At 44.4% G+C, this 12,514-nt stretch carries 13 protein-coding genes; 12 read left to right on the top strand and 1 reads right to left on the bottom strand.

Annotation, left to right across the window (positions count from 1 at the left end; genetic code table 11):
• Positions 1-159: 159 nt before the first annotated feature.
• From D0C36_RS07845 to D0C36_RS07800, 10 genes are all read left to right on the top strand, one after another.
• The gene (locus tag D0C36_RS07845; protein ID WP_117390987.1) at positions 160-954 is read left to right on the top strand and encodes a HipA family kinase; all 795 of its coding nucleotides are present in this window, start codon (positions 160-162) and stop codon (positions 952-954) included.
• A complete protein-coding gene (locus D0C36_RS07840) occupies positions 932-1,321 on the top strand; it encodes a DUF3037 domain-containing protein (protein WP_117390986.1) in 390 nt (129 codons plus the stop codon). Before D0C36_RS07845 ends, D0C36_RS07840 begins: the two co-directional genes overlap by 23 nt.
• 119 nt (positions 1,322-1,440) lie before the next feature.
• Positions 1,441-1,851 (top strand): cytochrome c maturation protein CcmE domain-containing protein, encoded by a 411-nt coding sequence (locus tag D0C36_RS07835; protein ID WP_117390985.1) that lies wholly within the window; start codon positions 1,441-1,443, stop codon positions 1,849-1,851.
• A gap of 10 nt (positions 1,852-1,861) precedes the next feature.
• Positions 1,862-4,363: a cytochrome c biogenesis protein CcsA gene (ccsA, locus tag D0C36_RS07830; RefSeq protein WP_117390984.1), complete on the top strand. Its 2,502-nt coding sequence runs from the start codon at positions 1,862-1,864 to the stop codon at positions 4,361-4,363.
• A gap of 78 nt (positions 4,364-4,441) precedes the next feature.
• A complete protein-coding gene (locus D0C36_RS07825) occupies positions 4,442-4,963 on the top strand; it encodes an alpha-ketoglutarate-dependent dioxygenase AlkB family protein (protein ID WP_117390983.1) in 522 nt (173 codons plus the stop codon).
• Positions 4,964-4,972: 9 nt separating this feature from the next.
• Positions 4,973-5,695: a phytanoyl-CoA dioxygenase family protein gene (locus tag D0C36_RS07820; RefSeq protein ID WP_117390982.1), complete on the top strand. Its 723-nt coding sequence runs from the start codon at positions 4,973-4,975 to the stop codon at positions 5,693-5,695.
• A gap of 109 nt (positions 5,696-5,804) precedes the next feature.
• Positions 5,805-6,224, top strand: coding sequence for a hypothetical protein (locus tag D0C36_RS07815; protein ID WP_147321955.1), 420 nt, complete (start codon positions 5,805-5,807; stop codon positions 6,222-6,224).
• A gap of 131 nt (positions 6,225-6,355) precedes the next feature.
• The gene (locus tag D0C36_RS07810) at positions 6,356-7,204 is read left to right on the top strand and encodes a ThuA domain-containing protein (protein ID WP_117390980.1); all 849 of its coding nucleotides are present in this window, start codon (positions 6,356-6,358) and stop codon (positions 7,202-7,204) included.
• Between the two features lie 34 nt (positions 7,205-7,238).
• Complete coding sequence (locus tag D0C36_RS07805) at positions 7,239-8,699, top strand: glycoside hydrolase family 30 protein (RefSeq protein ID WP_117390979.1); 1,461 nt, start codon at positions 7,239-7,241, stop codon at positions 8,697-8,699.
• Between the two features lie 5 nt (positions 8,700-8,704).
• Positions 8,705-8,920, top strand: a complete 216-nt coding sequence (locus tag D0C36_RS07800; RefSeq protein WP_117390978.1) for a hypothetical protein — start codon at positions 8,705-8,707, stop codon at positions 8,918-8,920.
• Between the two features lie 49 nt (positions 8,921-8,969).
• Here D0C36_RS07800 and D0C36_RS07795 read toward each other — a convergent pair whose 3' ends face one another.
• Positions 8,970-9,176 carry a class IIb bacteriocin, lactobin A/cerein 7B family gene (locus D0C36_RS07795; protein ID WP_117390977.1) on the bottom strand — a complete coding sequence of 69 codons (207 nt, stop codon included), beginning with the start codon at positions 9,174-9,176 and terminating at the stop codon, positions 8,970-8,972.
• A gap of 514 nt (positions 9,177-9,690) precedes the next feature.
• On the opposite strand from D0C36_RS07795, the gene D0C36_RS07790 reads away from it, so the two are divergent.
• Together D0C36_RS07790 and D0C36_RS07785 are read left to right on the top strand one after the other, a co-directional pair.
• Positions 9,691-11,442 carry a family 43 glycosylhydrolase gene (locus D0C36_RS07790; RefSeq protein ID WP_117390976.1) on the top strand — a complete coding sequence of 584 codons (1,752 nt, stop codon included), beginning with the start codon at positions 9,691-9,693 and terminating at the stop codon, positions 11,440-11,442.
• Positions 11,443-11,551: 109 nt separating this feature from the next.
• Positions 11,552-12,505 (top strand): acetyl-CoA carboxylase carboxyltransferase subunit alpha, encoded by a 954-nt coding sequence (locus D0C36_RS07785; RefSeq protein ID WP_117390975.1) that lies wholly within the window; start codon positions 11,552-11,554, stop codon positions 12,503-12,505.
• Positions 12,506-12,514: the final 9 nt, after the last annotated feature.

Genomic DNA, 12,514 nt, shown 5'->3' with positions numbered 1-12,514 from the left:
ATGGTTAAGAGCAGAAGGGAGTAAATGAGCCTATCCCCAACCCCTTTCCGAGGGAGAGGGGCTTTAAAGACTTTCTAAAAGTGTCCCCTAACGGGGGAGATTTAGAGGGGGCTTCTTATTGGGAGAGGTCGAAATTTCATATCTTAGCCACCACAAAACATGGCTACGCTACCACCAGAATTACGAACCGTAAATGTTACCCGCTACGTAACGCCGTTGCGCGAGGGCGGCTCATTGCCGGCTATTGCCGAGGCCGACGACGGCTTTTTATATGTGCTTAAGTTCCGCGGCGCAGGCCAGGGGCCAAAGGCACTTATTGCCGAACTTATTGGCGGTGAGATTGCCCGTAAACTGGGTTTCCGCATCCCCGAATTGGTTTTTGTGAACCTTGATGAAGCTTTTGGCCGTACCGAGGCTGATGAAGAAATACAAGACCTGCTTAAATTCAGCGTAGGGCTAAATCTGGCGCTTCATTATCTTTCGGGAGCCATTACTTTTGACCCGACAGTTACCACTGTTGATGAATTGTTGGCCTCGCAGATCGTGTGGCTGGATGCGCTGCTCACCAATGTTGACCGTACCGCCCGCAATACCAATATGCTGATGTGGCATAAAGAACTGTGGTTGATAGACCATGGCGCTGCCCTGTATTTCCACCACAGTATGGATAACTGGGAAAAGCAATCCATCCGTCCTTTTGTGCAGATAAAAGACCATGTATTGATTAAACGCGCCGGTCAGCTGGACGAAGTTGATAAAGCTTTTAAAGCGATATTAACGCCTGATCTGATCGATGCCATTGTATCCATCATCCCTGATGCCTGGCTTACCGACCGCTCTTTTGAGACCGAAGATGACCAGCGACAGGTGTACGCTAAATTCCTGAATAACCGTATAGCACACTCTGAAATATTTGTAAAGGAAGCACAAAATGCAAGACAGACACTTATTTGAGTATGCCGTTATCCGCGTTGTGCCAAGGGTAGAGCGCGAGGAGTTTATCAATGTAGGCGTTATCCTTTACTGTGCCAAACAGAAGTATCTTAAAATGATGTACCATGTTGATAGCGAGCGCCTGCTTGCGCTGTCAAAAGATCTCGATATTGATACTGTAGAACAAAACCTGGCCTCATTTCAACGCATAGCCACAGGCGGTAAAGATGCCGGCCCCATCGGTGAACTGGATGCACCATCGCGCTTCCGTTGGCTTACTGCCACCCGCAGCACTGTAGTGCAAACCTCAAAAGTACATCCGGGCTTTTGTGTGGATGGAGAGGATGCTATAGGGAAGTTGTATAGCCAGTTAGTGTTACAGGAGTAGGTAGCAACAAAGCAATCTAATCTATAACAATTCTAAATAAGCATTATCGCTTGTAATAAACATTATTAGCTGTGCGTTTTGTATTTTTGCAAAACTGTTCTGTGCAGTTTTATTAGTCAATGAAAAAAAGCGCAATCTTCGGTATAGTAACTATTGCCATTGCAATAGCTGTTATAATAAGCACCTACTCAAGCACAAGTACTTACGGTTCTTTTAATGATGCCCGTACTGCTGATGCTGAATTGCATGTGGTTGGCCATCTTAACAAGGCAAAACAATTGTATTATGATGCCACTAAAGATGCTAACTATTTCTCTTTCTATATGAAAGATAACAAAGGCGAAGAGTGTAAGGTGGTTTTTAACGGCACCAAACCCCAGGATTTTGAGCGCTCGGAGCAAATTGTACTAACCGGATCAATGAAAGGCAACGAGTTTCATGCATCAAAAATTTTGATGAAATGCCCTTCAAAATACACCGACGATAAATTGAACGTTGCTGAGTCTAAAACGCAAAGCGCCAGCATATAATTAATTTTTAATGGAGATAGCTTATCAGGGCGAACACCTGTTTCCGGGTAGTTTAGGCCAGTTTTTTATTGTTCTTGCATTCGGTTCGGCACTTTTTTCGCTCATCAGTTACTATTTTGCTACTACAGAAACCGCTGCAGATGCCGATAACTCGTGGCTGCGCCTTGGCCGTATAGGCTACTGGTTAAACACTGTATCTATAATTGGTATGGGTGTTTGCCTGTTTTACATCCTTTATCATCATTATTTTGAGTACCACTACGCATGGTCGTACACCTCTAAATCACTGCCGGTTTATTACCTTATATCGGGCTTTTGGAACGGACAGGAAGGTGGCTTTTTGCTGTGGATGTTTTGGGGTGCTATACTTGGTAACGTACTGATATGGAAAGCCAAAACATGGGAAAAACCTGTTATGGCTGTTATGGCATTATCACAGGCTATATTGGGTACCATGATATTGGGCCTGCAAATAGGCAGCGCACATATTGGCAGTTCGCCGTTTTTATTGCTGCGCGATGCAATGGGCGAAGCACCGATATTTAAAAGCGCTAACTATCTGGAGTTTATAAAAGACGGCAGGGGCATGAATGCTTCGCTGCAAAATTATTGGATGATCATCCACCCGCCGGTATTGTTCCTGGGTGTGGCATCATTGGTTGTTCCGTTTGCTTATGCGGTTGCCGGTTTATGGCAAAGGCGTTTTAAAGAATGGGTGGCACCTGCCATTCCTTACGGTTTATTTGCCTGTATGATATTGGGTACCGGTATTATCATGGGCTCTTTCTGGGCGTATGAGTCATTAAACTTTGATGGCTTTTGGGCCTGGGACCCGGTAGAGAATGCCTCTATTTTCCCCTGGCTGGTAATGGTGGCATCAGTACACGTATTAATTGTTTTCAAAAACAGCGGTCACTCATATTTTACTGCAGCATTTTTAACGCTGCTTACTTTTGTGCTGGAGTGGTATTCGTCATTCCTGGCGCGTAGCGGGGTACTGGGCGAAACTTCGGTGCACGCCTTTACTGATCTGGGCCTTTTTTGGCAGTTGGTGATCGCAATGGCCATCTTCTTTGCTATAATGGTTTACCTGCTGGTAAGCCGCTGGAAAGAAATGCCGATCACTAAAAAAGACGAGGATACTTACTCGCGCGAGTTCTGGATGTTTGTTGGCGCGGTATTCCTGTGCCTGTCATGCCTGCAACTGGTGGTGGTAACTTCCCTGCCGGTTTGGAATTTGATATTTGGTACCAAGTGGGCGCCGCCGACTGATTCGGTTAAACAATACAACGTTTTCCAGGGATCATTCGCGGTAGTTATTGCATTGCTTACCGGCGTAACCCAGTTTCTCAAATATAAAAAGACCGACATTGGCCGCTTCTTTATCACTACGGGCGTTTACCTGATATTTGCCGCCCTGGTTTCAGCATTGGCGATCTACGCAACAGGCTTGTACAAACTAAGCTTTGTGTTCTGGCTGGTAATGTTTGCCTCGTTGTACAGCGTGTTTGCAAATGGCAAAATCTTGTCTGATGCTATTAAAGGCAAATTTAAACTGGCTGGTTCTGCGGTATCGCATATTGGTTTTGGCATGCTGTTGGTAGGTGCGCTGATTGCAGCAGGTACCAAGAAAGTAGTATCGATAAACGAGCAGGGCGAAGAGCACATTGCCGAATCATACAAAGAAGAAAATCCTAAAGAGAACCTGTTGCTTTACCTTAATCAGCCTATTAAAATGGGCGAATACATGGTGACTTTTAAAGGCGATACCATTGAAGGTGCGCAGCACTTGTTCAATATAGATTACCAGCGTATAAAAGATGGCAAGGTAACGGAGGAGTTCAGGCTGAGGCCGAATGTGATCCAATCGCAGGGCGGGATGTCATCATCTCCGGATACAAAACATTACTTGTTCCGCGATATGTATACTCACATCACCATGACCAACGTGATAAAAGCCGACGCTAAAGAAGAAGAGGCTGATCATGACCATGCCGAAGGTGATGCCGATGACAAGAATTACGATGCCCCTGTGGCGCATGAAGTTGCAGTAGGTGATACCATACCTTACCGCGACGGTATCATTGTTTTGAAAAGCTTAAATAAGGGTGTTAAAATGAAAGACATCCCGCTTAGCGATAAAGACATTGCTGTAGGTGCCCAACTGGAAGTGACCACACAAGGCAAAACTTACAAAACCGAACCGGTGTACCTTATAAAAGGCCGCAACGTGTTTGATTTTGGCAAGAAACTGGAAGAGATAGGCTTGAAATTGCGTTTCTCTAAAATAGTACCTGATAAAGGCAAAGTAGAGATAATGGTTTACCAACAGCCGGAGAGCAAAAAGAAATTCATTGTAATGAAAGCTGTTGAGTTCCCTTACATCAACTTCCTGTGGGCTGGTACTATTATCATGGTTATCGGTTTCTTTATGTCGATATTGAGAAGAAATAAAGAACTAAAACCAGCTTTGGCAGAAGCCAGAAGTCAGAAGCCGAAAGTTAAAAAGTAACACTTACTTCAATACAACAATATTTTGCGGAGAGCACAAAGGGATTAACTTTGTGCTCTTTGTGTTTTATAACCAGTTATGATTGGAGGCGTAACCTATATAGATTCCTTTTTGCCTGCGGCGGATGCCCTGTTCAGTTATTTAAATGAGCAGGTAGATTGGGATGTGAGCATGTCGGCGCGTAAAACGGCGAGTTACGGTGTTGCTTATAATTATTCGCAGATGAGTTATCCGTACCGCCAGATGCCTGATGCGCTGGAAGAGATATGCCAAACCATAAATAAAACTATCGGCTTTAAACCCAACAATTGCCTTATCAATTACTATGGTGATGGGAGTTCTAAAATGGGTTTCCATGCAGACCAAACCGATATTTTGGATAAAGGTACAGGTGTGGTTATTGTTTCTTTAGGTGCAGCGAGAGTATTAAGATTTAAGAATATCACTGATAATGATAATCTGGTAGATTATAAGCTGGCTTCCGGTTCGCTATTGTATATGGATCAGGATGTGCAGGCGAAATGGCTGCATGCCATACCAAAATCTGACGATGTGCAGCCGAGGATAAGTTTAACCTTTCGTAAGATCCTGTCTGCCTAAGTTTTTATTATGACGACTGATGATATATTGAAAGGCGTGTTATACCGCGACGGACATTGCACCATCAATGCCGTTTATGATGAGGCGGAAACAAATGCATTGGTAAATTTATTGCGCCAGGCCGAATCTGACAATGATACCTTCCGCAAAACAGACGACTTGTTTGCCATCAGGCAAGTGCTAAAGGAAGTGCCGGCGTTGAGTAATCTGGTTTTTAATAATAAGTTGAAGTCGGTAATCAATTATCTGTTTGGTGATGGATACTTTGTTGTAAAATCTATCTACTTTGATAAGCCGCCTGCCTCCAACTGGTTTGTGGCCTGGCATCAGGATCTAACTATTTCTGTAAATAAAAAGGTTGAACTTGGTGGTTATGGCCCGTGGACGGTGAAGCAAAATCAGTTTGCTGTACAGCCGCCGTTAAATATTCTGCAAGATAACTTTACTATTCGCATCCATTTAGATGATGCCGATGAAGGAAATGGCGCACTGAAAGTGATCCCCGGCTCGCATCTCAGGAATATATATCGCCCCGAAACTATTAACTGGCAAGTTGAGCAGCCGCATACTTGTGCGGTTGCAGCCGGTGGCGTTATGATCATGCGGCCATTGCTTATGCATGCTTCAGGCCGTACCACAAACAGTAAACCGCGCAAGGTTATACATATTGAATTTAGCAGGACTGAGTTGCCTGAGGAGATCAGGTGGTCAGAACGTATGAACGTATTGTAAAACTCAAATTTTATCCATAAACTGCATTGAAAAAACCAACCTTATGCAGTATCGCCAACGTTCGCAAGTAAACTTTAAACCCAGTATTAAAACCATAAAAATTATACACATGGCTTTATTAGCAGGGCAGTGCATTTTTGCCGGAGCGGTGTTGTTCTTACGACAAAAAAAAGACCAGCAAAGTATTACAGACCAGAGTGTTTTCTTAATCGTCGCCGTTGCGTTGGCAGCGATTGGGTTTTTCGTGGGCAACCTGCTCTACAAACAGATGGTGGCAAAGGCGCTAACGAAAGAAACGTTTACCGAAAAGATAGCAACCTATCAATCAGGCATGATCATTCGTTGTGCATCGGCAGAAGGGCCGGCGTTGTTCAATATCGTATGTTTCTTCCTAACAGGTAACTACATATTCATGGGTATCTTAGCCGTATTGCTGGCCTATTTCCTCAGCATCCGCCCAACTTTAGATGGTATTGCTGATGCGCTGCAGCTTACTTACGAGGAAAAAGCAGAGCTGGAGCGAGGCTGAGGACCTTATATTTATTTATCAATTTAACTCTAACACAGCACTCAAACGTTTTCGCAGAATAAATTGAAGGGTATGTAAAGTATACACTATATATCTTAAATTAGCTTTACAAACCAATTAGATCTAACCTCATGACCTTTGCTATCAAACTGAAAGCCATCTTGTTTGGCTTTATTTGCCTGTGCTTTATACAGCAGGTATCAGCGCAAAAAAAAGCTGCTAAACCTTTGTTTAAAGTGATAGGCTTTTACACGGGTAAAGAAGACCAGGCGCACATCAGTTTCTTACACGAGGCTACCAAATGGTTCCCTGCAATGGCTAAAAAGTATAATTTTACTTTTGATTCTACCGCCAACTGGGGTAACCTTAACGATGAATTTCTGAAAAAGTACCAGGTAGTTATTTTCCTTGACACCCGCCCCGAGGATTCGCTGCAACGCGCAGCTTTTGAACGCTACATGAAGGCTGGCGGCGGCTGGATGGGTTTCCATTTCTCGGCTTTCGTGTTAGAAAAATCGGCTATACCTGCTAATTGGGATTGGTATCATAATGTGTTCCTGGGCTCGGGGCAATATGGTAGCAATACCTGGCGGCCAACATCGGCCACGTTAAAGGTAGAAAACAGAGCACATCCTGCAACTAAAAACCTGCCTGCCACATTTAAATCGCAACCAAACGAATGGTATCGCTGGGAGAATGACCTCACCAAAAACCCAAGTATCGAGATATTAGCTTCTATTGATCCGGTAAGTTTTCCGTTAGGTACCGGCCCAAAACCACATGAGATCTGGCATAGCGGTTATTATCCCGTAGTATGGACAAACAGGAATTACAAGATGATCTATTTTAACATGGGCCATAATGATATTGATTATGAAAACCATACAAATAAAGACCTCTCGCATACATTTGGCAATCCTGCAGAGGATAAGTTTATACTGGATGCCCTGATGTGGCTTGGTACGTCAAAACATAACTAACTAAACATACTTCATTATCTCACACTACACAACCATGAAGAGAAAATTTTTAATAGCCGGGCTGGTTTGTATATCAGCAGGCGCATTCAGTCAGCGGGTGCCTAAAAAGGCAATGCCATACTCGGCAGCTAACCGTACTGTTAAGGTATTTGTAACCGAGAAGGAATCAAACAAACGCCTTGCACCTGCAGGCGACCTTAAATTTGTTACCGAAGCCCAACCACCGGAAACAGAAACCGTGGTGTTTGTTGATCCTGAAAGGAAGTTCCAAACCATGCTGGGTATTGGAGGTGCTTTAACGGATGCGTCGGCAGAAACATTCTACAAATTACCAAAGGATAAGCAGAAAGACCTGATAGAAGCTTATTACAATCCGCAAAGCGGGATAGGCTACACCTTTGCCCGTACCAGTATCCAAAGCTGCGATTTTAGCAGCGGTAGTTACAGTTACGTGAGCAACAGCGATAAAAATCTGTCAACTTTTGATGTTAGCCATGATAAGCAGTACCGCATACCATTTATAAAAGCGGCTACACAGGCAGCGGGGGGTAAACTACCCATGTTTGTATCGCCGTGGAGCCCGCCGGCTTTTATGAAAACCAATAACGATGTACTACATGGCGGCCATCTTAAACCAGAGTATGCGCAAAGCTGGGCCAACTTTTATGTGAAGTTCATTAAAGCGTATGAGAAGCTGGGTATGCCGGTTTGGGGCTTATCGGTACAAAACGAACCGATGGCCACCCAAACATGGGAATCATGTAACTACACTGCCGAGGAAGAGCGCGACTTTGTAAAGAATTATTTGGGCCCAACGCTTGCTAAAAATGGCTTGGGTGGCAAAAAATTGATTGTATGGGATCATAACCGCGATTTGTTGTACCAACGCGCCAGCACCATGATGGAAGACCCTGCCGCAGCCAAATATGTATGGGGTATAGGTTTTCACTGGTACGAGACCTGGACGGGTGCCGGCCAAAATTTTGAGAGTGTACGCCTTACGCATGAAGCTTTCCCTGATAAGAACCTGGTATTTACCGAAGGTTGTGTAGAGAAATTCGACTTTGAAAGATTAACCGATTGGGCCTTGGGCGAGCGCTATGGCCTTTCAATGATAAATGATTTTAACGCAGGTACCGTAGCCTGGACAGATTGGAACGTCCTGCTTGATGAAAAAGGCGGGCCGAACCACGTAGGTAACTTCTGCTTTGCGCCGGTACATGCCGATACCCGTAGCGGGCAATTGTTATATACCAACTCTTATTATTATATAGGCCATTTCTCAAAATACATTCGCCCGGGTGCAAGGCGCATTGCCAGTTCTGCCAGCAGGGATAAACTGTTAAGCACAGCTTACATGAACCCCGATGGTAAAATAGCCGTAGTGGTAATGAACCGTACTGATGAAAAGATAGATTACAGCCTTTGGATAAAAGGAAAGGCTGCAAAAACCACTACCGAACCACATTCTATTGCTACATTAGTTGTAAATTAGTGCTGATGGGAGCTTATAAAAAATGGTTGGTATTTAGCCTGATATGGGCTGTATTTATGTTTGTATGTATGGGGCTGTTGTGGCCCTGGTACCTGGGCGATGCAATTACAGTCCGTTCAATAACGGGTAATATTATTGCTTACACGCTGGGTGGTTTGCTGTATGGCTACACTATGTACCGGCTTGCACAGCGCCGCTTAAAAAAACAACAGCTGCAATAAACAAAAAGCCCCCCCGGCATAGCCGAGGGGCTTTTTGTCAAAAGGGGGATTATTTTAATTGGCCAAGGCCTAAAAGGTTCAGGCCGTTTAAAAGTACCAATGTAGACCTGTTTACATCATCGCCATTGCGGGTTGATAATGCAAGCCTAAGCAAGCTATTGCCGCCAATGGTTAAACTTATACCTAAAGCTGAAGTGGTGCCGGCACCACCGTTAATTTCAACTAACTCTTTCTCTGTTAATTCCGTCATTTTCATGATACATTAATTTTAGAAGTTAATAAATATGCTGCCTTTGTGCAGCTATAATTATCAACGCAAACAAGATGCCTTTAGCCCAAAGCGCAACTGTTAGAGTTTTTAGGAATACTGTTCAATTTTTACTTTTAGTATGGTTTTGTAAACCAAATTGTTGTTTTGTTAAATTGTAAAGAAAAAATTAACAACTTTTGGTGAATAGTAGTGTTAGGTTAAATAGTAACAGTTAGTAGAAAACACCAAAGGATATGCAGTAGCAAAACTAAAGAAAGCTTTCGGTATGTAATTCCCTGAAATGTGAGTGCGAGGAAAAACGCCGGGCTGTTGAAGCACCGGCGTTTTTTGTTTGATGAACTAAACATAAAAACGCGTCATCCCGAATTTATTTCGGGATCCCACGTGATTAGTAGTCAGCCTTTCTGATGGGATGCCGAAACAAGTTCGGCCTCACGTATTTTGTTATTTATTGCGTATAAAAACCTGATATTTGCCCCACCACCAATTGTAGGCCTTTATGAAACTCCGCATCCTGGCACTCGTATTCACTTTATTCGCTTTACAAGCATCAGCCCAAACCAAACGGCTAACTTATTGCAATCCGCTTAACCTCGATTATGGATACACTCCCTTCGCCAACTTTGCAGCCTGGGGCAAGCATCGTGCTACTGCCGACCCAACCATGACTTTTTTTAAAGGCAACTACTACCTGTTCAGTACCAATCAATTTGGTTACTGGTGGAGCCCGGATATGCTGAACTGGAAGTTTGTATCGCGCAAGTTTGTGCGCCCTTACAACGAGGTGCAGGGCGATGAGCTTTGCGCGCCGGGTACATTGGTTTTAGGCGATACCCTATTAGTGATAGGATCAACCTATAATAAAGATTTTACCCTCTGGATGAGTACCGACCCCCGTACCGATACCTGGAAGGCCGCCAAAGATTACTTCAAAGTAGGTGCCTGGGATCCGGGATTATTTGCCGATGATGACGGCCGCGTTTACATTTACCATGGCAGCAGCAATACCCTGCCTATGTACGGGCAGGAGATAGACCGCAAAACGTTTGAACCCATCGGCCCCAAAAAGGAAATGATAAAACTAAACTGGGAGCAACACGGCTGGGAGCGTTTCGGCGAGAATAATGATAATGTTTTCCTCACCGGCTTTATGGAAGGCGGTTGGATGAACAAACACAACGGCAAATACTACCTGCAATACGCGGCGCCCGGCACCGAAGGCCGTGGCTATGGCGATGGCGTTTATGTGGGCGATAAACCACTTGGTCCGTTCACATATCAAAAGCATAATCCGTTTAGCTATAAACCTGGCGGTTTTGCAAAAGGTGCAGGCCATGGTGCTACCTGGGCCGATAAGTTTGGCAATTACTGGCATATATCAACCATGGTGATAGATGTGAAAAATAACTTTGAGCGCCGCATTGGTTTTTGGCCTGCAGGTTTTGATGCCGATGGGACGATGTTCACGAATACCTCTTATGGTGATTACCCGCATTACCTATCCAACGGGAAAGAAGACCACGTAAAGACCAGCAATTTTACCGGCTGGATGCTGCTGAACTATAACAAGCCTGTACAGGTATCGTCAACCCTTGGGGCTTATGTACCCAACCTGGCTGTTGATGAGGACATCAAAACCTACTGGAGCGCCAAAACCGCCAATAAAGGCGAGTGGCTGCAAACCGACCTGGGCGATGTAAGCACCGTGAAGGCCATTCAAATCAACTACGCCGATCAGGATGCCGGCTTTATGGGGAAATCGCTTGGCGTTTATCATCAGTACAAAATAACGGCCTCAAATGATGGCAAAACATGGAGAACTGTGGTAGATAAAAGCCAGAACAAAACCGATGTACCACATGATTATGTAGAGCTGAAAACGCCGGTTAAAGCCCGCTTCCTGAAAATTACCAACCTGCACATGCCTACGGGCAAATTTGCGCTATCGGGCTTTAGGGTATTTGGCAAAGGTGCAGGAGCGGTGCCCGATACGGTTAAAAATTTCATCGTGTTGCGTGGTAAGGCAGAAAGCCGCAACTCATGGTTACGCTGGCAGCAAACCGATGGCGCGGTAGGCTATACTATCTATATGGGCATAGCGCCGGATAAGTTGTACAATAATATTATGGTGTACAACGTAAACGAGTACTATTTTAATGGGATGGAGAAAGATACACCATACTATTTCCAGATAGAGGCCTTTAATGAGAACGGGATAAGCAAGCGCACAAAGGTGATGAAGGTGGAATAAGCTGAAACTATATAGCCCGCAACGGGTTTTATACACACTAAGTGTTTGAAAAATTCATAATTAAATAATATGCCGATTGAATTTTTTAATTTAGCGGCGGGAAAATTGTATGAAGATCACATTTGACTTTGAGAAACCTCTTGCTGAGATAGAGGGACAGATTGAAAAGGTTAAGCAAGTTGAAGAAAAAAACAAGCTTGACATGTCTGCCACTGTAGCTGAATTAGAAGCTAAACTGCAAGAGGCACAGAAAGAAATATATAACAACCTTACAGGCTGGCAAAAAGTACAGATATCGCGCCATCCTGAGCGCCCTTATACTCTACAGTATCTGGAGCTTATTTGCGACGATTTTATAGAACTGCACGGCGATCGTACCGTTGGCGATGATAAAGCCATTATTGGTGGTTTTGGTACCATCAACGGGCAAACTGCTATGTTCATTGGTCACCAAAAGGGCCGTAACACCAAAGAGCGCCAGTATCGCAACTTCGGTATGGCTAACCCCGAGGGTTACCGCAAAGCTTTAAGGCTGATGAAAATGGCCGAAAAGTTCAACAAACCTATCATAACCCTGATAGATACGCCGGGCGCGTACCCTGGTCTGGAAGCTGAAGAGCGCGGCCAAGGCGAGGCTATTGCCCGTAACTTGTTAGAGATGGCGGTATTGAAAGTACCTATCATCTGCGTTATCATCGGCGAAGGCGCATCTGGTGGTGCATTGGGTATTGGCATTGGCGATAAGGTAATGATGCTGGATAACTCATGGTATTCGGTTATTTCGCCCGAGAACTGTTCAACCATCCTGTTTAAAACATGGGAGCAGAAAGAGCGTGCTGCAGAGATGCTTAAGCTTACCTCAACCGAGATGTTGAAGAACAAGCTGATCGATGGCGTGATAAAAGAACCACTTGGTGGCGCGCATCAGGATCCGGTTGCTATGGCTGCCACCCTTAAAAAACAATTAATAAAAGATCTTAAAACCCTCGGTGAGAAAAACATCGATGAACTGGTTGCCGAACGTATCGACAAGTTCTGTAACATGGGTGTAGTTGAGGAATAATCTTTTTGA

Source organism: Mucilaginibacter conchicola, from assembly GCF_003432115.1.
GTDB lineage: Bacteria > Bacteroidota > Bacteroidia > Sphingobacteriales > Sphingobacteriaceae > Mucilaginibacter > Mucilaginibacter conchicola.
This window is presented reverse-complemented; position numbering and strand designations above follow the sequence as displayed.